The following is a 23,379-nucleotide window of genomic DNA, read 5'->3' as shown; positions in this document are numbered from 1 at the left end:
GCCAACGTGTATCAAGGTGGCGTTATAAAAACAAGACAAGAAACCGGGGTGTATTCATGAGTGTGAGCGGCAAGACCATTGTTCTGACGGGCTCGTCCAGCGGTATTGGTGAACAGGCAGCCTATCAATTGGCCCGAAAAGGGGCGCGTCTTTGCCTTGTGGCTCGTCGGGAGGATGAATTGAAAAGAGTGCAGCAGGCTATTATCGCCGAGGGCGGCAAAGCCTGGGTCTACCCGGCGGACTTGACGGATGAAGCCGGCTTGCAGTCGGTTGCAGACCGGATACTGGCCGAGCACGATAGGGTAGATGTGTTGGTCAATAATGCCGCCCGTTCCATTCGCCGCCCCATCTCTCAGGCTCTGGACCGGCTGCACGATTACCAGCGCACCATGAATATCAACTACGTTGCTGCGGTCGGCTTAACGCTGAAGCTGCTTCCAAGGATGTTGGCCCAGGGCCGGGGGCAGGTGGTGAACATCTCCACGTTGTCCTCCCAAGTTCCGATTCCCTTGTTCTCCGCTTACCTGGCCAGCAAGACTGCGTTGGAGTCTTTCTCACGCTCTTTGTTGGCGGAAATGGGTGATCAGGGGATAGACGTTACCGTGGTGTACTACCCGATGGTGCGCACGCCCATGTCGTCGCAAACCAGCATTTACAAGCACATGCCGATGATGACTCCGGATAAGGCCGCGGGGTGGATCGTCAAAGCGGTGGATGAAGGGCCAGCCAGGGTTGGTAGCCTGATGGGGACTGCCGGCAGCATTGCGCTTGCAGCGTTACCTGGTCCGGTTACACGTTACACCCAGCCGTTGTTCAGGCTGATGGATAAAAAGCTTGGGGAGAAGATTCGCCCATAACGGTTACTGAAGGGCCGTTTTAGTGCCCCATACTCACCAGGTACGCTGCCATTGAGTCGGCCGGCATGGGCCTGGCATAAAGATATCCCTGAGCCAGATCACAGCTCAGGGTCTTGACGAGATTGTCTTGTTCACTGGTTTCCACGCCTTCCACGACTACGCTCAAGCCGAGACTGTGCCCAACGGTGATGATGGCTTGCATGATCGCCATATCACTGCTGTTTTCCATGGCATGGTGTAGAAAGCTCCGATCAATCTTCAGGCTGCAAACGGGCAGTTTACGCAAATAGAGCAACGACGAATAACCAGTGCCGAAATCGTCAATGGAAATGTGCACCCCGGCGTTTTTCAGTCTTTCCAGTTGACCAATCTGTACTTCATCACCTTCGATCACTTCGTTTTCCGTTAGCTCTACGCCTAACTGGGAAGGACGCAGATCATGATGGTACAACTTCTGCAGGATATCGCTGGCCAAATGTTGATTTGTCAGTTGTTTGCCCGACAAATTGATGTCAATTCGCAGGTCTCCAAGCGCCGTGTCCTTCCAGGCCGTAAGCTGTTTGCAGGCTGCATCAATAACCCAGTCTCCAATGCGGTTAATCAGTCCTGATTTTTCTGCCACCGGTATAAAGATATCTGGGGGTACCGGCCGTGAGTTTTCATCAAAGCATCGCAGCAGGGCCTCACATGACCGCATGCGCCCGTTTTTCAGATCAATTTGGGGCTGGAAATACAGTTGCAGGGAGCCAGCAACGAGAGCGTTACGGAGGAGTGCCGTTGTTTTTTGATAACGAAGCAGGCGATCATTGATGTCGGAGGTGTAAAAACAGATGCTGTTTTTGCCGCTTTCCTTTGCCTGATACATCGCGGCATCGGCGTTTCCCATCAATTCTGGGACCGTCGTGCCATCATTGGGGTAAAGACTGACGCCGAAACTCGCGGTGACTTGATAACAAGCGCCATTCAGAATGAAGCCACGCTCGAGCATACTGCTCAAGCGGCGAAATACTTCATGAATGCTTTCGGGACCGTCAAAATCGAACATCAAGAGTACGAACTCATCGCCACCGAAGCGACTAAGCTGGTCGCAGCAACGAATTTCCCCTTTTAGGCCATTCGCAACAGCGAGCAGCAGCTCGTCTCCATAGTGATGCCCCAAGGTGTCATTGATCAGTTTGAAATTGTCTAGGTCAATAAACACGACGGCGATCTCGCCGCTTTGGCGCCGTTCTGCCTCCATCAGGCGAGCCGACAGTTCAACTTCCATCATCCGTCTGTTGGGCAGTTGAGTAAGGTCGTCAAAATTAGCCATCCACTGGAGTTTGTCGTTGGCTTTCTTCTGTTCCTGCAAGCTGACATCGATGCAAAACATTTCGCAGTCGCCAGTGTCCTGTTTGATCATGACGTGACTGGAGTAAACCGGCACGAGGTGTCCATCCTTGTGCTTTAACTCAATCTCTTCTGGTGGAATGCTGATGTTGCTCTCCAGCCAATTCTGGTGGGCGTCTATTACGCCCTCGCGCAAATGGTCCGGAATGATCAGATCTTCCAGCAGCTGGCCCTCGGCTTCCTCCCGGGTATAGCCGTAGAGGTGTCGGCTGGCATCGTTCCAATAGATTACCCGGCGTTTCCTGTCATAGCCTTGAACTGCGACCATTGGGAGGCTTTCGATCAGCTCATAGAAATCTTGCTCGCTCTGCTTAGTGGAAGCCCGCAAACGCCCATTGTCGTCAGCGGATGAACGGTGTCCTTTCGGTCCATTACGAGCCGACATTCTATGCCTCCCATATGCGCGTCCGCAGAAATCAAAAATACCCGCTATATCTTTCAGCTGCTTAGGGCAGTATAGGTGCTATGTTTCGGATCGCCCAATGCTTGTACGGGGCACGTGGCAGAGTTGATCGACGGAGGGAGAGAGATTTCTTCGAACCGCGAGAAGCCTAGCGGTAAAGCCAGACCATGGGGGAATGCTACAGGTGATGATCGGGGAGGGAGGATGTTGTTTGCGGTGTTGCAAACTTTTCACGCCTAAAATAAAAAAAAAGGCAGCCGAAGCTGCCTTTTCTATCGTATCAGGGCCGTAAAATTACAGACCTACTACGTTATCCGCCTGAGGACCTTTCTGGCCCTGAGAAACGGTAAATTCAACCTGCTGGCCTTCTGCCAGAGTTTTGAAGCCGCCGCCCTGAATGGAGCTGTAGTGAACGAAAACGTCCGGGCCGCCTTCACGAGTGATAAAGCCAAAACCTTTTGATTCGTTGAAAAACTTAACAGTACCGGTAACAGTAGACATAGTTATAAATCCTGAATTCAATCATTTTAATTGCCGCCAGGCATCATTGTGAGGCTTGGTCAGCGGAGTGCGGGAAACAAAAAACTGGCGTGATCAAAAACAGGACGAAAGCTACTTGTTACAACTTACAACAGAGATGCGTCTTATTGATGAGTGCTGTGCTAAATCTTTCCAACGAGAGTCACTGTACTCCTGCCCGGTCCGAATAGAAAGCTATTTCTTATAGGCATTTACCCAAGGGCGGCAAATTGTCCTGTTGAAACGGTCCTCCATGGCGCGTCAAGCTGCAATGCCCGGTTACTAAAATCAATAACTCTCGCGGCAGCCTTGATCTACACTTCTTGTTGTAAGGGCAGTGGATAGAAGGATTGGTCGAAGGCCCTTCTAACAACTCAAATGCCGAAAAGGCTTGGTCTCTTGTTTCCTTACGCGGAGCGAAACCTGTATGCCCCTGGACCCTATGGAGAAAAGGCGCCTCACTGCGCTTGAGAAGTTAGGGATTCTGGATACGCCACCAGAGGAGCGGTTTGACAGGCTGGTTCGAATCGCCCGCCAGTTTTATGGAGTCAAAACGGCCTTGTTCACCGTTCTGGATGATAAGCGCCAGTGGTTTAAATCCAAGGACGGCATTGATGCTCGTGAAACACCGCGCTCGGTGGCATTCTGCGATCACGCTATCCGCCAGGACAAAGCGTTTATTGTTGAAGATGCCACCCAGGACCCCCGCTTCAAATCGAATCCACTGGTCACCGGTGATCCACACATCCGTTTTTACGCTGGCATTCCTGTCCGGGAGCCCAGTGGTTTCAAGCTTGGTTCGTTGTGCATTATTGATGACAAGCCCCGTCAGATTCAGGAAGTGGACCTGGATGTACTTCGTACTTTGGCGAGTCTCATCGAAGACGAGCTGGAATGTGCCTATCTCACTGGAGGAGACGCGGGTGACGTCGCGGTGTCGCATCTCAGCCGGGCCATCCAGCGGGCCCAGAATGTCTTTCTGACCAATGACAACGAGCGGGCGGCATTCGAGTTGATGCTGGCCGATTTGCTGGCCCTTACGGGTAGCCAGTTCGGATTTATTGGTGAGGTGTTGTATCACAACGATGGCACGCCGTACCTCAAGGTAGGCGCCATCACCAACATCGCCTGGAGCCCTGAAACCCAGGCCCTGTTCCAGCAGGTAGAACGCAGGGGAATGCTCTTTGAGAGGCTGGATAACCTCCTGGGGGCAGGGTTGGTATCCGGCGCTGTGGTGCTTACCAACAACTATGCAAACGATGTGCGCCGCGGTGGCTTGCCACCTGGCCATCCTCCGATCTCCAGTTATATCGGGTTGCCGGTATACAGTGGCGGGAATCTGATCGGATTGGTTGGCCTGGCCAACCGGGTGGGCGGCTATAAAGAAAGCCTTGCCGACGACCTTGCTCCGCTGCTGCAGACCGTTGGCACCCTGATTGAACGGAAGCGTCTTTACCAGGAAAAACGTGAGCATCAACTCAGCCTGGAACAGGCCGCTAATTTTGATGCCCTGACCGGGCTGCCCAACCGGCGACGGTTAACGGAATTGTTTGAACAGGAGCTGTTTGAAGCCAAGCAGCGCAACGGCACCGTGGCGGTTTGTTTTATTGACCTCGATGGTTTCAAGGAGATCAATGATGAGCATGGACACTCCGTTGGTGATGCAGTTCTCAGGTCGATCGCGGAGCGGCTGAAGAATACCGTGCGGGGCCACGATGTGATCGCCCGCCTTGGCGGTGATGAATTTGTGGCGATACTTCGGGATGTAGACGATGAGCGTGTGTATTCCCGCATTCTGGAAGCCATCCGCCAGCCCATCAGTTACCGGCACTTTGTTTTACACCTGTCTGGCAGCATGGGCGTGACAGTGTATCCGGATGACGACGCAGATACCGATTTACTGCTTCGCCACGCGGACCAGGCGATGTATGCAGCCAAGGAATCCGGCAAGAACGCCTATAAAATCTTTGACCTGCAGTCCCATTTTACCCGGAAAGAGCGAGTAAGGGTTCTGGAGCAGATTGGCCAGGCCATCAGTCGTGACGAATTGGAGCTGTATTACCAGCCCAAGATTGATTATAAGCGCCAGACCATCGAAGGCTTTGAGGCGCTCATTCGCTGGAATCATCCCGACGATGGCTTGCTGGGCCCGGGGCACTTTCTGGAACATCTTGAATACACCGAATACGCTCGCACCGTTGGCAACCTGGTGATCAACGAAGCCATCGACAAACTGTTGCTGCTCAATAGTCAGGGTTTGGTCTATTCCCTGAGCGTGAATCTCAGCCCATCCCACTTTCTGGGCAAAACCTTCCCGGCAGATCTGGCCCAGGCAGTGGAGCGTTTGCCCCGCGGGCTCCGCCACCGGCTGATTCTGGAGCTGCTTGAAACCACCGCCATGGATGATGCCAGCCTGGTAATTGACACGCTTCGGCGGTGTCGGGACTTGGGGGTGGAGGTGTCGCTGGACGATTTTGGTACCGGCTATTCCTCTCTGGACTACTTCCGTAAGCTTCCTGCCCACGAGATCAAGATTGATCGTTCTTTTGTCAATGACATGCTGGACGATCCGGAGAGTGAAATGGTGGTCACCGCAATACTGGGCCTGGCCCGCAGCTTTGGTCGTCGGGTGGTGGCTGAGGGCATTGAAAATGCTGAGACTCACGCTCGTCTGATTGAACTTGGGTGCGATCTTGGGCAGGGATTCTATTACTCAAAACCGATGTGCTTAAGTGACGCGGTGGAATGGGGCAGGGCATTTGACTGGAAGAAACACTGCGGTGTCCCCATCAAATAACCGGAAGGTGGCGCCGGTAAGAATCAGTCCGAATGAATCGGTAAGACGGCGACAACTTTCGCTTCGGGGCCATCAATGGCGAATGTTAACTGCCCCCCTAGTTCAGAAGCCCTCACATGCATGTTGTTAAGCCCCCGGCCGCGGAGTAGTTTTTGATTCGGATCCAGCCCCTTTGCACCATCATTAGTGACTTTCAAGGTGATGGTCTCCTGGTCCGAACTAAAATCGACTCGCATGATCTTGCTATCAGCATGCTCCAATGCGTTGTTGACGGCCTCGGAAAGAATATGATTTATATTGATCGCTTGGCGCATGGTGATCTCCAGCGAGTCGTCTTCCAGAGACTGCTGCCAGAGCAATCTCACGTCGGTACCCTCAAGCTTTTCCTCCACTTCTGCTTTCATGTCCTCCAGCACCATCCTGAGATCTTGAAGTGGGTTGCCATCCAGCACCCGCATGCTTTCCCGAAGTCCTTTGAGGGCTTTTCTTGCGGGGCTTTCAAGGTCTTCTGAGGGGGCCCTGCGGAGAACCGTCATCAAGTGGCCACCAACGTCGTCATGAAGATCCCGCACTATACGCTCCCGTTCTCTTTGAACGGCAGCCATCTCTGCTTCATGAACCGTAAGAATTCGTTTTGCGATCGTTAGTAGACTCTCGAGATGCTTTCTATCCCTGACCGAGAAGAGCCTCCTGCCTTTATTTGGAAATGTCAGGCGTACCGTGCCATCGGTACAGAGCAGCGGGACCAGAACCGCGGAGCCGTTGTTGAGGAGTTCAACAGAATCGGACGGGTGGTTACTGATGAAAATATTGGCAGGCTGATAAGCCTCTTCCAACAGACGTATCCAGAACGGGTCGGTATGCTGTGCAGGCATGGCCTGGGCAATACGCTCGATTTGATCTGCCAGTCGAAACTCGCTATCCGGGGATGCAGGTTGCAATTTTCGCCACACCAATTGCCGTAGGGGAAAATAAATCCAACCCACAGCAATCAACGCGATTCCCAGCGCAATCGTTGGCTGCATTTTCAGCAGTGTAACGAGCGCAAGATCAAAAATGACCACCGATAACCCGCCAAGGAACCATGCCCAAACCTCAAGCCACCAGCGCTCCACGTCGAACAATCGATAGCGCACTATCCCGAAAGCAAAACCGATGTAAAGCAAGCTGGCAGTGCCTACCATCGCGATCTGCGGGAAAACGGCACGCTCCATCAGCGCGAGGGGTATAAAGTACATGGCGAGGCCGAGGCCCATGATGATGAAAATAGATAACAGAATCCACTTCAGTGCTGCCCTGTCCAGTGGGTGTTGGGCAGATATGCGCCACTGGTAGCTGGCAACCACCACTCCGGCCAGGTACAGCGCAAAGACAGGAACGTAAAATGTGTGCAGGGGCCATTCAATCCACTGATAGGTCTCATTGGCGTGGTAAAAAAACAATGCCGGAAGTATGTAAAGGGCTGGTGATATCCGCGTAATTCTCCTGGGGTAATAGGCCATAAGAGCCAGCAGACTGAACAGCATGATGTACAGCCCTAACTGGTTTGCCCTGGAATACGCAAAGAAAATATCTTGGGGAAGCGCAAGCTCTCTGGCTTTGTAAATACTATTGAAAAAGGTGGCCATGAAGAACCCGGCGCCGGAGGCAAACAACAGCCTTGCGGCTGCTTCTCTGGGCCTGATAACCCAGACCACCAGGCCTATATTCCAGGCGATCAGCCCGAACAGGTTGAAAAGCCAGAACTCATAGCTAAGGGTGGCCATCGGGCGTTTGGGTAAAACCCGCACTAACGCCGTGTTGCCCTCTCCAGTGGTGATAAGCACCTCCGGTAGTTCCAGAAGGGCTGCGATGCGGTCTTCCCGAACAAGTAGTGCGTTATGGCCGGCAAACGTCGGGTAACTTGGGGGCTCAACCCGCAGCATAAAACCTGAAAGGTCAACGGTTTTGTCAGCGTAAGGGGCGCTGATTGATTGCAGGTGATCGCCCTCGCGTAGAATATTTGTGATGTCCGGGTTGTGTATACGCTCTATGACAGGGAGCTGATGGTGCTCATCGTATGCCAACTCCAGGCCTAGCCAAGGCGTTCGAGTGGCCATGTGCACCGCAATTATCAGCAACACAAAAGACACCAGCATGCCGGCGAGCATCAAAGGGATTGGGGCCAGATTACGTGTCATCATAAACAGAATTGGATTAACCGTTTCGGCCAGGTATCAGGCCCATTCTCACCGCTTCGAGAGTTGCTTCAGCCCGCCCGGAAACATTCAGCTTGCGGTAAATGGACTTGATGTGGCTTGCGGCTGTGTTTACCGAGACGCTCAGAAGCTCTGCTATATCGCCCCTGCCATAGCCTTTGGCGAGTAGAAAAAGGACCTCTTTTTCCCTTTCCGATAATGTTGCAGTCGCTTCAGTGGCCACTGGCTGCTGAAATTGGCGGAGAATTCTGCGGGCAATGGCCGGTGACAGTGGCGGAGAGCCATAAACGAGGCCGGTGAGGCTGTCGATAATCGCCTTGCGCGGTTGATCTTTTAGCAGATATCCGCTGGCACCAGCCCGAAGCGCATCGAACAGATGTTTGTCGTCATCGAAGATGGTGGCGACCACAAGATAGGTTTCGGGAGAGTGTTCTTTCAAGTAGACCAACAGGTCTTTGCCATTGCCGTCAGGCAAGCTCAAATCGATGATGGCGAGATTGGCGGTGTTATTGGACAGCCAGTCGTAAGCCTGCTCCAGGGTCCCGACACCATGGACCAAAGAGTCCGGAAAGGTCTCCATAACAATTCCGATAAGCCAGTCCCTGGTCTCGTAGTGGTCTTCAATGACCAGTATGTTCTGCATTAATCCATGCCTTTGTTGGTCTATCTAGTTAATCGGCAGAAGCAGACATCCGAAGATCTAAATGTAGCAGTAACCAACCAAGATACCCAGTTTGAAAGGGCCGGGTTAGTCCGTTTGCGTGATACCTGTGCCGTTCAACCTCTAATAAGGTGGTCGCTTGAGAAACCAAGGAGGTTGTAGGTTATGAAGGATTCGATCAGTAATAACACGGGTATTTACGGCATAAAGGCATTGGTGGTTGCATGCTCGGCCGCGCTTCTGGCGGGTTGCGGCGGTGGTGGGTCGGGTGGCGGCACACCGGGTGATGGCAGTGATGGTGGCTCTAACGGTGGTGGCACTGGCCCGGGTGATGTGAGCAGTGCGGTGCCGTCAGATGTCGATGGGCTAGCGCGCCTCGGCAACAACTATGGGCTGCTTTACACCCAGGTTCTGGCCGGCACCGACATGGCGGGTTTGTTTATGGTCAGTCCAGAAGCGCCGCAGGCGCCTGAGTTGGTTGATGGCGAGATTGGGCAGGCGTTCTTTCCGGGTTCGATACTGGGTATGCCAACACCGGCCACCATCGGTGCAGGCAATTACGATTCAATCTTCCTCACCTTCCACGAGGGCATTCTCGATCCAGCCGGCAGACTGGCCATGATGTCGCCTGCTGAAGTGTTCTATGGTAATGGCTCCATCACACCTGCAGACGGCATTGGCTACCGTCGCGTGTCAATTGATGAAACCGGCCAGGCACCAACGCCAGTGCAGGTCACCGATTCGGAGTCCTCCAATCCGATTCTGAGCCGGCGAATCCTGAACGACCTGACCAACGCACTGGACAGCTATCTGTTGTCTCAGTTTGGGAGTAACTGGCAACAGCTCCAGTTATCCGATGATGAAAATACCGGCGTGAAGACGCTTGCCGCTGGCCTTTTCCCATTCTCGACAGTGAGCGACTTTGCCGCAATGAGTGGTTTGGGGTACCTGGCTCTGGATGAGTCTGATGGCTCCATGAAATTTGTGGATGCCGACACTCTGGAGGCCCGCTCAGGTTCCATTCAAGACAACACAGGCAACTCCGTCACGAGTCTCGATGTCGCCACCGACCTTGGGCTCAGAACTGCGGATGGCGGCATCTATCTGGCCGCGTCGACCGATGATGTCGCGACGAGTAATCAGGCCGGTGTATGGCTTTACGAATACGATGCGACTGGCCCCGGTACGGTAACACCGGTTCTGTCTGGCTCCGGCGAGCAGTTGCAGGTCGAAAGAGGGCTGCTCCCACCAAATCCAGCGGTTGTGCCAACCGATGCCCACAGCACGGTTCTGGATGGCGCCCCTGTCTTCCTGCGAGCCGTGTCCAGCGGCGATGACGGGGCAGTGGAAGTGGTTCGGCTCGATGGCAGTGAATGGCAGGTGGTGGCAACACTTGAAGGCTCCGGTTTTCTCGGGCTTGAGAATGCCTTTCTGCTGTCCGCAGGTAATCGTTTAGTGGTAGAACACGAAGGCGATGTCATCAGCATGCGTGCAGACGGCTCAGACCGTCGAACCCTGGATACCGCCACCGATATTGGTGGTCAATCCATTGAAACGCCCATACTGGCCGCCAGTGAGCAATGGGTTTTCTACAACCGGACGCAGGGCATCGGCGGCACCGAATCACTCGCAGTGGCCTTGAATGTGGTTACTGACGAGCGGATAGACATTCCTGACTGGGCCTGGGTGGGCGCCTCGGGCGAGGGCGGCGTGGCACCTAATGCACGTTTGGCGATGCAGGGCATCACGGACGTGTTCATGATTGGCCCCAACGCAGAGCTTGCTGCGGTGGGCGCGGATGATCCGGCCGCTGGCAAAGTGAACTTCGGCCCACTGCCAGGCAGCGCCACAGAGGTCCGCTTCTTCGGTATTGCCCCCGGCCCCTCGCGCCTTGCCCAAACGGTGGCCAGCGGTGAACCGGATAGCTATTCCGTTATCTACCTGGACGTCACCGATGCCGAATCCATGCAAACCGTGACTGCTCAGCCAAGCGATAACGCTGCCCAGCGCCCGTTGGACAGGTTCTGAAGCTCGCCACAAGGGCCCGGCCGCAGTGCCGGGCTCTTATGGATACTAACCATTCTATTCATCTCGATTCTTTAAGCCCCGGTGTTGTACCAAGGAGCGCTCACTATGCTTAGTCATGTTTCAAAAACTCTTATCTTAACTGTGCCGTTGGCGGCAATGCTGACCGCTTGCGGTGGATCGTCCGGTGGCAGCAACGCCAACGGAACAAATCAGCAGAACGGAGAGGGGGATACCCCGCCAGTTACGCCTCAAATGGTGCAACTCTTCATCGGTGATGACTGCCCGTTTGAAAACGCCAGAATCCTCATCAATAACAGTAATGGCGAGCTGGTCGGGGAGGCCCAAAGTGATGCTGAGGGCTTTTTTGATGTGAATGAGGTTCCGGAGACTGGGTCGTTCGGACTGGTCTATGCTGACATGGACGAGGACAGTTCCTATGATGGCGCCTGGGCTACACACATTGACCGCTCATTGATTATGGGTAATTCATCGGTCCATGTTATGGATAGATGGGGGGTGTGCGAGACCGGCCCTGTCGAGCCGGCGGAGACCTTTACCGTCACGATTGATAACTTCGATGACTTTAGACTGGTTAGCTACCGGAGTGAGGGGCTCGCTCGGGCCGTGAGTGGTCAAGAAGTGGAGTTGGAGGTTAATACTGGAACTGTTTTGTTTTTAGCCTCAAACCGTCCGGAAGATCAGTTGCCGGTTCGGTCGGCGGACACCGAGTACTATACCGTGATCGAAACCAGTGAGTATGCAAGCGGTGATACATTAACGGTTAGCCTGAACAGGTCGACGAGGGAGTTGGGTGTTTATACCGCACCAGGAAGTAATACAGACGTAGATGGGTTCTATTGGATCTCCGAAAGTGGTAGCCGTATCGAACTTTTCAGCGTTCTTGATCTTTCTCGGCCCGTGATGGTGGTTGATGAGCCAGGGCGCTTTGTTGCAAGAGGACTCCTGGACGATGGCCCTGATTCAGGAGCTAGGGGCAACGACTTTGTTGTTGTAAACTCCGAGGCTGAAACGGGCGAATTTCTCACCTTCGCCGATCAAAGAGACAAACTTCAGAATACCCTTTTCACTGATGGGCGGTTCTTTTTTGAGTACTATGGAGAAGCTGCTGGATACACCATCGGAACGGTCTTAGCTCCACAGTTGCGACGTTTTTATATTGCCGATAAAGGTGCCAGCCCGTTGAAAATGCCAGAGCTGACCAATGATCTGGTAATTGCAGGCGGTGCGGTTGAGGGGGCCAATTTGTTCATTGATACCCTGGACCCCCGGAAATACTCGATCGGCAGTTTTGTCGAACTACGAGTTGATGGGGAACCAGCCACCGACATGGTTGGCCGCCCGACCCGAACGCTTGAAGACAGTCATGTGAACTTTAATCAGAGTGGTTTGTAGGCTGATCAAAATTTGTGTTAGACGTTAAGAAAACGCCCCAGTTTCCTGAAAACCTGGGGCGTTTTTGTTCAGGGCGTTTCGTTAATGGTCAGTTCGTAGTTGAACCGGGCATAGGAATTGAAATTATTCACTGAAGTCGTCCTTGGGTTCAGGTTTTCTACCCATACTCGATATGGCGTTCCGGCTTTTAACTCGTAGCTCCTCAACAGTTGACCGGGGCTTTGCTCCTCTTCCACGAAGGTAATACCAAGGAAATTCGACCCGATCCTTTCTTCTACGTGAATCGTCATGCTCCCGGAGCCGGTGCTGCGATAATCGAGGGCGAAATCGTAGGTTGCGGGGGCATCGTTATAGTGATTAAGGAAATAATAAGAGCGGCTTGAAGAGGGAGCAGCACTCGTCCCGGAAGTGTGTTGATAGGCACCGACCACCCCGGTTTGCACCGAATCGGGTGTTAAGTAATAGAGACCCCTACTCAGCGGGTTTTCGCTGCCAATGGCCACTTTCCTGAAGTTGAAGTCCACTTCTGTCGCAGCGCACTCTTCACGATTGAAATTAGCCACAATGCGATGGATTTGTGGTGTCAGTCTGCGGGTACCGACTAACCGCTGGCCAACGGTGCCATTGAAGCTTTGTGACATCAGGTTGAAAGTTCCATCTTCTCCCAGATAGGTGGTCCAGGACACATCACAAGTATTGTCCAGACTCAACTCCACCGCCCACATGCCAGCCTGGCGGGGGTGGAAGAATATTTCTTTCTGATGGGTGCCACTTCCTCCCGGTATATCCGCAGAGAAGGTATCTCTGCCTTCGCCCAGGCAAACTGTCGGGCGGGTTCGGAAGGCTTTGGCGGCAGCGCAGCCACTCAGGCTTTGGCCCAGAAGAAGGTACTCTCTTTGTGCCTCCTGACTTGGAAGTTGGGCCCCCATGCGGTTGAATGCGCGGTCGGAATAGAAATCAGCTCGGTTGCTCAGATCGCTTATAAGTTGAGCGAGTTCATCGTTTTCCGATTCCAACCGGTTCTGGGCATAGCTTTCTGCGATCAATGCGTGATCGTCCAGGTAGCGCGAAATCCAGGAGGAAATGGCCAGAAGTTTGGCAGAGTCATCTAGCCTCGGCTCCGAATCGTCGGCTGATAACTGAAAGCTGATGGTCTCGGGTGGGTGATTCAACGCCAGGTCCGCTTCAAGCTCAGTCCTTGCGGTTGACAGAGCATCTTCCAGTGACCCGGCATGACTGTTGACGAGCAACCACTTCACTCTTTCAGCGACCCAGTGAGTGAAAACCTGAATATTATGACCGCTGTTAGTCTCGCTGGTGTCGAATATAGCGCTCAGGGAGACGGGCGTGCCCTCGGTGTCTCCGCCCGTGTTATAGAGATCCAGAAAATCTCCGGTGACCTCAGCCTCTACCCACCGTGGGGTTACATCAGGCATATCGAACGAACCTTGATCCCCGACCGTTGTAGTCGCTACCGGATCACTGCCCACTCTTTGCCCTGTCGCGCCGTCCAGTTCATAAAACTGGATTCTGGTTCCGGTTGTGAACGGACCCAAACCGGCATAGGGTCCTGGAGATTCAGGTTCCACGGTGCCATCGTCGGCGGCGATTTTGATTTGTTTAACTGATGACAGTAGGGCTTGACCTTCAGGTAATTGGGCTTGAAGCCGAAGCCAATATTCAGAGCCTGGTGTCATATCCTGAACGGTAAACGGTGCGCTGATATCCATGAAGTATCTACCACCTTCATAGGATGTGCAGTTCTCCACGCCTGAATCGATCGGTTCCTTGGCAACACAGAGATTGAACCTAGTGTCACTGAAATCACCGTCGTTCCAGTCCGTTCTCGTTTCTGTGCCGGTAGCTTCTGCTGAAAAAGTCAGATCAGGCGTTTGACCACCGTTTTGAGGGGGCTGAACTGGGATTGTCGGCGAGTCTGAACTGCCACCACAACCGGAGAGCAGCAACCCACTCAACGCGGTTGCCTGCAAAGCGGAGTACTTCATAGTTTTCTATCCTCTGGGTACGATCCATGAACGGCAAAACCTCGAACTCCTGTTTCTTCCAGAATTTCCGCGGTTTCCTGCTTTCTCGCCCAGACTATAGAACTCGGCAGCATTCCCCCATCACGCAAACGGGCTAACCCCGGGAGTGTAAAGGTTGAGCAAAACCCTGAAACGTCGCTTTTTTTTCGCTGGTCGCTTCTCTATTGTTGCGATGTTGATGACTCCGAGGGGAATTTATAGATGGCATTTGGCCACAACCGACGTACAGTGAAATGGTTTGTTGCCTTGGCGTTGCTTGCAGGTCTTTCTGCGGTCGGTTGGTGGTTTGCCAACCAGAAAAATGGCCAGGGGCAATCCATCAACACCATCGAAGTCACCCGCGGCGACATCCAGCAGCTGGTCAGCGCTACCGGCGTGCTGGAGCCCAGCAACTACGTGGACGTTGGTGCCCAGGTATCAGGCCAGCTCGAAACCATCCATGTAAGGGTTGGGCAAACGGTTTCCCAGGGTGACTTGCTGGCGGAGATTGATCCGACCGTATACGTAGCCAAGGTCGACGCCACCCGGGCCCAGCTCAAGAATCAACGGGCGCAACTGGATGACCGAAAGGCCCAGTTGCGGCTGGCGGAAATCCAGTTCCAGCGCCAGACCAACCTGTTCCAAGAAGAAGCTACTACGCGGGAATCGCTGCAGACTGCCGAGGCGTCACTGGCATCCGCCAAAGCGCAACTGGCGATGCTGGAAGCCCAGATCGAACAAACCTCATCCACCTTGCGCGCGGAAGAAGCCAACCTCGGGTATGCACGAATCTATGCACCCATGGAGGGCACTGTCGTGTCCATTGAAGCCCGCCAGGGCCAGACCCTGAATGCAACCCAGCAAGCCCCGGTTCTGATGCGTATTGCTGATCTGGCCACCATGCGGGTGCGGGCACAGGTATCGGAAGCTGATGTGGGCAAACTCGAGCCTGGGATGCGCGTTTACTTCACCACGCTGGGTGATGCGGAACGGAAGGTGTACGGCGAGTTGCTGTACATAGAGCCGACACCGGAAGTGACCAACAATGTTGTATTGTACAACGCCCTGTTCGATGCCAATAACGATGACGGCAAACTGCTACCGAACATGACGGCCCAGGTGTTCTTTATTCAGAGCGAAGCCCTGGATGTGCTGCGGGTGCCAGTGTCCTCGGTTCAACGGGGCCGGGTGCAGGTGCTGACCCAGGCAGGCCAGGTTGAATGGCGGGACATTGTGGCCGGCGTCAGTAACCGGGTACATACGGAAGTGGTCTCCGGCGTAAAGGAAGGCGAAAAGGTCGTGCTGGTTTCCCGGGATCCGCGCTCTGGTTCCAGTAACACCAACAACTTCCGGGGTATGCTGCGATGACCGCAAGCCGGCCTCTGATCGAGTTGCGGGGTATTACCCGGTCCTTTGGTGAAGGGGAGTTGGCCGTACCGGTACTCAAGGGCATTGACCTGAAAATTTATCCGGGTGAGTTCGTTGCCATTATGGGCCCCTCCGGGTCCGGTAAATCCACCTTGATGAATATCCTCGGTTGCCTGGACCAGCCAACCTCAGGGGAATACTGCTATGACGGCAGTGACGTTTCCGCGCTCAGTCGGGATGACCTGGCGTTATTGCGCCGGGAGGCTTTCGGCTTTGTCTTCCAGAGCTACAACCTGCTGCCGGGGATGACCGCTCGGGAGAATGTTGAGATTCCGGCCATCTATGCAGGCAGGGCGCCTGTCCAGCGCCGGGAGCGGGCGGAGAAGCTGTTAACCGAACTGGGGCTGGGAGAGCGGCTTACCCATCGCCCCGGCCAGTTGTCTGGTGGTCAGCAGCAGCGCGTCTCAATTGCCCGGGCATTAATGAATGGCGGCCAGGTGATCTTCGCCGATGAGCCTACCGGCGCCCTTGATAGCAAAAGCAGCAAAGAGGTTATCCGGCTGCTGACTGAGCTGTCTGGCAAGGGGCATACCGTTATTCTGATCACCCATGATCAGGATGTGGCCGATGTTGCCCGCCGGCAAATTCATATCGCCGATGGCGAAGTGGTTCGAGATACCGGCCACGATGACAGCGCTACAGATTCATCATCGGCAATAGAGGCCAGTCGCCATGGCGTCGTGCTGAGTGACTGGCAGGAGGCCCTGAAAAGTGCTGTGCGTTCGTTGCGCAGCAATCTGTTCAGAACCGCACTGACGTTGCTGGGCATCGTGATTGGCGTGGCGTCTGTGATTACCATGCTGGCTATCGGGGAGGGGGCCAGGAAAGACGTGGTTGATCGAATCAGTACCATGGGCAGTGACTTGTTGCTGATTCGCCCCGGCGGCCCGGATCAGCGAGGAGGCCGCTGGTCGGTGACCACGTTAACTCCCGAAGATTATCGCGCAATCAATGAAGTAGAAGGGGTTCTTGCAGCGATACCTGAACTCACCGGTTCGCAAACGCTTCGGTACTTTAACCTTGACCACCGTGCAGAAATTAACGCCACCTCATACCAGTTTCCGGTGGCCAGGCAGTGGCCGGTGATTGAAGGCACCTTCTATTCGGAACAGGATGAGCTCAACTATGCGGCAGTAGCCGTGTTGGGCAAAACGACGGCCGACACACTGTTCCCCGGCGAAAGCCCGCTCGGCAAACATCTGATGGTGAACAATGTGCTGTTCCAGGTAATTGGCGTGATGGGGGAGAAGGGCGCATCGCCCATGGGCCAGGATCAGGATGATGTTGTGTTAGTACCTTACACAACGGGTAGTTTGCGTATTTTTGGCCAAACCCACCTGCGCAATATCACCGTGGCGGTGGCTGATCTGGACCGGATGAGCGAAATAGAGGCGATTATTCACGAAACTCTGCTGGCCAGGCATGGTGGCATTGAGGATTTCACCATCCGCAATATGGCGTCGCTGATCGACACCATCTCTGAAACCCAGAATACCCTGACCTGGCTGCTTGGCTCCATTGCGGCCATTTCGCTGCTGGTCGGCGGCATCGGTGTAATGAACATCATGCTGGTGAGCGTGACCGAACGCACGCGGGAAATCGGCATTCGCATGGCCACCGGAGCGCGGGCCTGGAACATTCTGCAACAGTTTCTTACCGAGGCCTGGCTGGTCTCGGCCATTGGTGGGCTGATCGGTGTCGCGCTGGGCATCACCGCCACCCAATTGATCGGCTCGTTTGGCACGCCGGTCCACATGACCGTGTTGCCGATGGTGTTAGCGTTCTCCTGTGCCTTTGCCACCGGGCTGATCTTCGGTTTTCTGCCAGCCCGCAAAGCCGCTCACCTGGACCCGGTCCATGCCCTGGCGTCGGAATAAGACTATGACTATGACCGCTCGAATATTGGTTTTACTGCCGGCTCTCCTGGTTGGCGGGTGCGCCACGTTCACGCCGGAGCCGGTGCCTTTGCCAGTTACTCCACCGGAGCAATGGTCCGCTCAAATCGATGAGGGGCAGGACATCGATGCCAGCTGGTGGCGGGCTTTCAATGATGACAATTTGAACCGGCTGATTGACAAGGCCCTGGCGGCCAACCCCGACTTGGCGGCCACTGCCCAGTCCGTCATTCAGGCCGATTTGCAGCTGCAGTCCGCCGGTGCTGGCCTCTTGCCCTCGGTGGGGGCAACGGCCAGTACCGGGCGGCAGGCTTCCCGGGCCTCCGGTGGTGATACCAACAGCGGGGGTTCAACCAGTGCCGGCTTATCCGTGGACTATGAGCTGGATCTTTGGGGGCGGTTGTCTGCCGTCGAAGGCGCAGCTCTGGCATCTTTCCAGGCCACCCGGTTTGACTACGACGCAGCTCGTATCACCCTGATTGCATCGGTCGCCAGCACCTGGTTTGAATGGCTGGAGTTACAGCAGAGGGTAGAGGTGGCACGGAATAACCTGGCGATTGGCGAGCGTACTCTGGCATTGGTGGAGGCCCGCTTCCGCAATGGTGCTGCCAGTCGGGCTGAGCTGGCGCGCCAGCAAACTTCGGTATTGAGCCTGCGTAACGCGGTGCCGCCACTGGAATACCAGGCCCGGCAACGGCTGGTAGCATTACGGGTGCTGACTGGAGAATTACCGTTTGAGGGCGACAAGCCAGATGCCGATATCTCAGAGGTAAGCATACCGGTGATCAGTCCCCTGGCGCCGGCCAGTCTGGTCACACGTCGACCCGACCTGGCCGCCCAGGAGGCAAGATTGGTGGCTGCCAGCGCCGATATTGAACAGGCCAGGGCAGCCCTGTTGCCGTCGGTTTCCCTGAGTGCAGCGGTTCGGTTATCCACCGACAGTTTTCTCAGCCTTGCTGATCCGACTCGAAGCGTGAGTGGTCTGTTGGGTTTGAGTCAGTCGTTGTTTGATGGCGGCCAGAGGCGAAACGCCCTGGCGATTTCGGAATCCCGGCGGGTGGCCCTGCTCGAAGGCTATCGGGGCAGTCTGTTGACGGCATTCCAGGAAGTGGGCGATGCCCTTGACCGGGATTCTCTGTTTGAGCTTCAGGAGCAGCGCCTGCAAGAGATCCTGGCACGTGCTGAAGAAACACTCAGGCTGACGGAAGTCCGTTATCGGGAGGGCGCAGATGACCTGCTGACCCTGCTGGAGAGCCAGCGCAATGTGTTCGACGCTCGCCAGCAACTCAGCCAGATGCGCCTGAACCGACTGATTGCCGCCGTCGACCTCTACAAAGCTTTGGGCGGAGGTTGGCAGCGCGATGACGGGGTGGTGGCTACAGGGCCGGTTGAGGAATAACACCCTCTACCAGAAAGGCTTCCCGGCCAAAGTTGTGAACCTGCTTACGGCCATCAGCCAGCGTCAGACTCATGGATACTTGCTGGTCTGAGGTGGCGACGATGAGTTTGTGGTACGACTTCGGCGCCGTGTCCCGGAGTGCCCGGGGGCTGAACAGCGCCACGTTGAGTCCGTCCATTCCGTGCTCAGGTTGCCAGGGTAGCTGGTACAAGCCGGCCTGAAGAGCCCGGGCAGAGAGAAACTGAAACGCTTCCGCGCCGCATTGGCGCAGGTCGCTACCCAGCGCCTGGGATTCCCGGTAGCTGACCGGGTCGGTCAGGGTTTCTTGAAGGTCCTGCCACTCAGGGGACTGAAGCCGCACTCCGTGGCTTGAACGAAAACGGGCGGTGAAAACCGTGTGCAGCGTGGTCAGCGGCCGTTTGAAGGGTTTTGACACGTGGCTGGTGAACACAAACCGATAGAATGCGGTCTCTGCCAGGGCTGTCGGAATGCTCATGGCGCCGTAGAAAAGGCTGGGTTCGAAGCTACGGCCGAACCGAGAGCCGTATTTGAGTGGCGGGTATCGAAAGGGCGTCGCAAGCAGGTAGTGCAGTTTACTGGCCCGCTCGGGGATCGTCGGTTTGCTGGTATCCAGCAGTTGCTCCAGGCGCGCCTGTTCCTGCATGTTGTCAACGATTCGGGTGGTGGCGATGTCTTCCTGACTCTCAACCACCCGAAAGACCTGCCCCTGTAGGTTCGTCAGGGTGTTTTTAATACGCTCCTTGTAGTTCAAATCCTTCCCCGCATGGCATCCAGATAATGAATCACCCGGACCAGCCCTTCCGTTGACTGAATCATATCCCTGGGGGTGTCCTGAAAGTAATTATTTGGCGTATTGAGCCAGTGGGCCATGGCCTGGTTGTCGCCACCGGTCAGGGCGTAAACGCTCCGATACAGGCGAACGAACAGCAGCGCCAGTTCTCCCGCCTTGCTGTCTGGATCGATGCCATCGCGGGTCAAACCGCTGCGATTGCGGCCAACAATGGCGGCGGCTTCGGCCTGGGAAATACCAAACGCCTTGGCGGAGTTCAGCAAGGCCTTGGCCAGCAGGGCTTTGTCGCTGGTTTGGGGGGCCAGGGTAGCCGGCTCGTTCATGGCTAGGGCTCCTTTGTGCATTTTTCACCATTATATACCTAAATGGCGAAAATGCATCATTCTGTGCTCGTCAATCATTACTTGGGGTAGCCGGTGATACTCCTGATTTTCCGATACAACGGTTGTAACCTTGGGTACATGTCCAGATACACCTCGGAATAGAGGCGCTGGTAGAGTTCAGTCGCTTGCTCAGACGGGGTGAATACCTCGCCGACACGAGTCATTTCCCCCACTGCGGTGTCAAAATCCGGGTGCAGCCCCAATCCCACGGCGGCGTCTATCGCCGCGCCCAGGCCGGAGGTTTCATAGGTGTGCGGTCGCTCGGCAGGCAGTCCGAAAATATCGGCGGTCAACTGCATGGCAGCATCGCTTTGTGAACCGCCACCGGCCACCCTGAGCCGGCGAATTTTCTGACCGCTGCGTTTCTCGATCCGCTCCTTGCCTTCGCGGAGTGCGTAGGCAAGGCCTTCCAGAATGGCGCGATACAGGTGTGCCCGAGTATGGACGTCGCCGAACCCGATGATCGAACCCTTGGCTTCGGGGCCTGGCTGGCGCACACCCGGGCTCCAGTAGGGTTGCAGCATCAGGCCCATGGAGCCAGGCGGTACCGAATTGACCAGTTCATCGAACAGGACCTCCGGTTCGATCCCCTTTTGTTCGGCCAGCTTTTGCTCCCGCAAACCAAACTCTTTCTTGAACCAGCTGACCATCCAGAAGCCCCGGTAAATCATCACTTCCGTTGAGTAGTGACCGGGCAGGGCGGACGGATAAGGTGGCATGAACCGGGTGGGCTCAACGTACCGATGATTAGTGGTATTGATCGTCGCGGTGGTCCCGTAGCTCATGCAGCCGATGTCCGGGCTGGGCCCGCCGGAGCCGAGTATTTCGCAGGCCTTGTCTGACGCCGCCGCAATAACTGGCAGGCCCGCTGGCAGGCCCAGGTGGTGGGCGGCGTCGGGAAGCAGTTGGCCGATGGTTTCACCGGGACGTACCAGGTCTGGCAGCATGTCACGGGTGATGGGCATGGCCTGCCATTTGAAATCCCGGTTACCGGCCCACTGCTGTTTTTTGTAGTCAAAAGGCAGGTAGCCCACCTGGCTGCCGGTGGAGTCTTTGTACTCGCCAGTCAGGCGGTAATTCAGGTAGCCGGATAGCAACAAAAACTTGTGGGTTTGTGCCCAGAGTTCCGGTTGGTTCTGGGCAATCCAGTTGGCCTGGGTTTTCTCCCGGAACCGCTCAATGGTGTCTTCCAGTCTCGCCAGTTTGAACAACAGTCCCCAGGGGCCCTTTAACGGGCCGTCCACCCGGGCATGGCGTTGGTCCAGCCAGATAATGGCCGGGCGCAACGGTTGCCCGTGTTTGTCCAGGTTGATTACCGTGCCCCTCTGGGTCGTCACGGTTACGCCGGCGACCTGGTCCGGTGTCGCATCGGTACTTTGCCAGAGCGCCTGGCAGGCCAACCCGAGATTGCGCCAGAAGTAGTCAGGATGCTGCTCGGCCCAGCCCGGGTGTTCTGAGAAGTAGGGTTCGATTTCCTGCTTGCCCTTGCCGTGCAAATTGCCCTGTTGGTCAAACAGCAGCGCCCGGACGCTCTGAGTGCCATTGTCGATCGCCAGAATCAGCGGTGTGTTGGCCATACTGTTTACCTGCCCTCAGATGGCAGGGCATAAGCCTGCTGATACAGCGACAGATAGCGCTCCACTTCCCGTTGCCAGTGGTCGTTAGTCCAACCCAACCGGCGTTGGCATCGTTCCTGGATGTCTGGCAGCAGGGCTCTGGCGCCGGCGGGGAAGACAAGCCCCAGGCGGGTTCGGCGAAGTAAAAGGTCATCCAGGTGGTGTACCTGCTCAGATTGGCAGGCCCACTCCAGTTCAGCCCAGAGCACGTTGGAATCGGCGATTTCAGTGAAATCCGCATCGCGACACAGTTCGCCCAGGGCCGGTCCGTAGTAGCCCTTGAGACGGTGCCAGGTCAGGTGGCGAACCTGAGTGGGTCGCGGAAGGTCGGCCGGTGGAGTGAACACTGGCTGGTCATCGGCCCGGAGCCTGTGGCTGCCATCCGGCCCGAGCGCGGCTTCCAGAGCCTCCCGGGCAATCTGTCGGAAGGTCGTGAGTTTGCCACCGGCGACGCTGATCAGGCCCTTGTCCCGGCGCAGGGCGTGCTCACGGTTCTCACGGGAGGGGGCCTTGCCCTGACCATCCGTCACCACGGGCCGGACACCAGCCCAGGTGGAGATCACATCCTGGGCGGTCAGGCTGGCGCCGGGGAAAAGGTGTTCAGCCACCTTCAACAGGTAGCGAACCTCCTGTTCGTTAATAACCGGCTCCTGGTCCAGGCTTCCCGGATGGTCCAGGTCGGTGGTGCCCAGTACCGTTGTGCCGGCCCACGGAAAGGCAAATACCGGGCGTTTGTCCTCCGGATGGAACAAAGACACAGCGCAGGTTACCGGTAGCCGTTGCCAGGGCACGACAAGGTGGCTGCCCTTGAGCGGGCGAATACTCAGCGGTTGTTCTGAAGGGCCCTGCTGTTGCAGTTTGTCTGCCCAGGCACCGGTGGCATTGATAACCGTGTTGGCTGATACGGAAATGCCAGCTTGCAGTGGCTCCCCCTCCGGAACCAGAACAACCCCATTAACCCTGCCGGCCTCATTCCGGGTGATCCGGTTGGCGGATACATAGTTGAGGCAGAGGGCGCCGTCCTGGCTCGCCTCGGCGATCAGCCTTTGCACCAGTCGGGCGTCGTCGGTGAGGGCGTCGGTAAACAGGCTGGCACCCAGAAGCCCGGCCTGGCTCAGACCGGGCGCCCATTGCTGGCTTTGTGAGGCGGTCAGGCGTTGCCGGCTGCGCACACCGGCAAGCCGGTCGTATACCGATAACAAAGCCTGGAACAGTCGGGGGCCGGGGAACTGGCCCCGGTAATGGGGCATGACAAACCGGAGTGGGTCAACCAGCCCCGGGGCCTCCTCCATCATGCGCTGGCGCTCCCTGACGGCATCGCGGGCCAGGCCAATATGGCCACTGCCCAGGTAGCGTAATCCACCATGAACCATCTTTGACGATCGGCTGGATGTGCCCCAGGCAAAATCTTTCTGTTCCACCAGAAGGGTTCTCAGGCCGCTCCCGGCTGCTTCTCTGGCAGCACCTGCGCCGGTGATGCCGCCACCGACAATCACCACATCGAATCGGGCATCACCGCTTTTCAGTTCTGCGAGAATCTGCTGTCGTGTCATACCGA

At 55.8% G+C, this 23,379-nt stretch carries 16 protein-coding genes; 7 read left to right on the top strand and 9 right to left on the bottom strand.

Annotation, left to right across the window (positions count from 1 at the left end; genetic code table 11):
• Window positions 1–56: 56 nt before the first annotated feature.
• Window positions 57–857, top strand: coding sequence for an SDR family NAD(P)-dependent oxidoreductase (locus QUE75_RS10745; protein ID WP_286249986.1), 801 nt, complete (start codon window positions 57–59; stop codon window positions 855–857).
• A 19-nt stretch (window positions 858–876) separates the two neighbouring features.
• Here the strand turns inward: QUE75_RS10745 and QUE75_RS10740 are convergent, their stop codons facing one another.
• Window positions 877–2,631, bottom strand: coding sequence for a putative bifunctional diguanylate cyclase/phosphodiesterase (locus tag QUE75_RS10740; protein WP_286249984.1), 1,755 nt, complete (start codon window positions 2,629–2,631; stop codon window positions 877–879).
• A 312-nt stretch (window positions 2,632–2,943) separates the two neighbouring features.
• Window positions 2,944–3,150, bottom strand: coding sequence for a cold-shock protein (locus tag QUE75_RS10735; RefSeq protein ID WP_058091071.1), 207 nt, complete (start codon window positions 3,148–3,150; stop codon window positions 2,944–2,946).
• Between the two features lie 445 nt (window positions 3,151–3,595).
• Here QUE75_RS10735 and QUE75_RS10730 point away from each other — a divergent pair, with 445 nt between their 5' ends.
• Entirely contained in the window at window positions 3,596–5,965 is a 2,370-nt protein-coding gene (locus QUE75_RS10730; protein ID WP_286249977.1) for a sensor domain-containing phosphodiesterase, read from the top strand.
• A gap of 23 nt (window positions 5,966–5,988) precedes the next feature.
• Here the strand turns inward: QUE75_RS10730 and QUE75_RS10725 are convergent, their stop codons facing one another.
• Together QUE75_RS10725 and QUE75_RS10720 are read right to left on the bottom strand one after the other, a co-directional pair.
• Window positions 5,989–8,148 (bottom strand): sensor histidine kinase, encoded by a 2,160-nt coding sequence (locus QUE75_RS10725; RefSeq protein WP_286249975.1) that lies wholly within the window; start codon window positions 8,146–8,148, stop codon window positions 5,989–5,991.
• Window positions 8,149–8,161: 13 nt separating this feature from the next.
• Window positions 8,162–8,806: a response regulator gene (locus QUE75_RS10720; protein ID WP_286249973.1), complete on the bottom strand. Its 645-nt coding sequence runs from the start codon at window positions 8,804–8,806 to the stop codon at window positions 8,162–8,164.
• 183 nt (window positions 8,807–8,989) lie between these two features.
• On the opposite strand from QUE75_RS10720, the gene QUE75_RS10715 reads away from it, so the two are divergent.
• Together QUE75_RS10715 and QUE75_RS10710 are read left to right on the top strand one after the other, a co-directional pair.
• A complete protein-coding gene (locus QUE75_RS10715; protein ID WP_286249971.1) occupies window positions 8,990–10,852 on the top strand; it encodes a hypothetical protein in 1,863 nt (620 codons plus the stop codon).
• A 105-nt stretch (window positions 10,853–10,957) separates the two neighbouring features.
• The gene (locus tag QUE75_RS10710) at window positions 10,958–12,265 is read left to right on the top strand and encodes a hypothetical protein (protein ID WP_286249969.1); all 1,308 of its coding nucleotides are present in this window, start codon (window positions 10,958–10,960) and stop codon (window positions 12,263–12,265) included.
• 68 nt (window positions 12,266–12,333) lie between these two features.
• Here the strand turns inward: QUE75_RS10710 and QUE75_RS10705 are convergent, their stop codons facing one another.
• A complete protein-coding gene (locus QUE75_RS10705; protein ID WP_286249968.1) occupies window positions 12,334–14,271 on the bottom strand; it encodes a hypothetical protein in 1,938 nt (645 codons plus the stop codon).
• 240 nt (window positions 14,272–14,511) lie between these two features.
• Here QUE75_RS10705 and QUE75_RS10700 point away from each other — a divergent pair, with 240 nt between their 5' ends.
• The 3 genes from QUE75_RS10700 to QUE75_RS10690 are packed head-to-tail and all read left to right on the top strand — an operon-like array spanning window position 14,512 to window position 19,011.
• Entirely contained in the window at window positions 14,512–15,657 is a 1,146-nt protein-coding gene (locus QUE75_RS10700; RefSeq protein WP_286249966.1) for an efflux RND transporter periplasmic adaptor subunit, read from the top strand.
• On the top strand, window positions 15,654–17,594 hold the full coding sequence (locus QUE75_RS10695; RefSeq protein ID WP_286249964.1) for a MacB family efflux pump subunit: 1,941 nt from the start codon (window positions 15,654–15,656) through the stop codon (window positions 17,592–17,594). The genes QUE75_RS10700 and QUE75_RS10695 overlap by 4 nt, the downstream gene beginning before the upstream one ends.
• A 4-nt stretch (window positions 17,595–17,598) precedes the next feature.
• The gene (locus tag QUE75_RS10690) at window positions 17,599–19,011 is read left to right on the top strand and encodes an efflux transporter outer membrane subunit (protein ID WP_286249963.1); all 1,413 of its coding nucleotides are present in this window, start codon (window positions 17,599–17,601) and stop codon (window positions 19,009–19,011) included.
• Here QUE75_RS10690 and QUE75_RS10685 read toward each other — a convergent pair.
• The 4 genes from QUE75_RS10685 to QUE75_RS10670 all read right to left on the bottom strand — a co-directional run bounded on the left by QUE75_RS10685 (window position 18,989) and on the right by QUE75_RS10670 (window position 23,374).
• Entirely contained in the window at window positions 18,989–19,783 is a 795-nt protein-coding gene (locus QUE75_RS10685) for an RES family NAD+ phosphorylase (protein WP_286249961.1), read from the bottom strand. The genes QUE75_RS10690 and QUE75_RS10685 overlap by 23 nt on opposite strands.
• Entirely contained in the window at window positions 19,780–20,145 is a 366-nt protein-coding gene (locus QUE75_RS10680) for an MbcA/ParS/Xre antitoxin family protein (protein ID WP_061333408.1), read from the bottom strand. The genes QUE75_RS10685 and QUE75_RS10680 overlap by 4 nt, the downstream gene beginning before the upstream one ends.
• Before the next feature lie 77 nt (window positions 20,146–20,222).
• Complete coding sequence (locus tag QUE75_RS10675; RefSeq protein WP_286249958.1) at window positions 20,223–21,782, bottom strand: FGGY-family carbohydrate kinase; 1,560 nt, start codon at window positions 21,780–21,782, stop codon at window positions 20,223–20,225.
• A 5-nt stretch (window positions 21,783–21,787) separates the two neighbouring features.
• Complete coding sequence (locus QUE75_RS10670; RefSeq protein WP_286249956.1) at window positions 21,788–23,374, bottom strand: glycerol-3-phosphate dehydrogenase/oxidase; 1,587 nt, start codon at window positions 23,372–23,374, stop codon at window positions 21,788–21,790.
• Window positions 23,375–23,379 lie beyond the last annotated feature (5 nt).

This window comes from Marinobacter shengliensis (assembly GCF_030297115.1).
Classification (GTDB): domain Bacteria; phylum Pseudomonadota; class Gammaproteobacteria; order Pseudomonadales; family Oleiphilaceae; genus Marinobacter; species Marinobacter shengliensis.
This window is presented reverse-complemented; position numbering and strand designations above follow the sequence as displayed.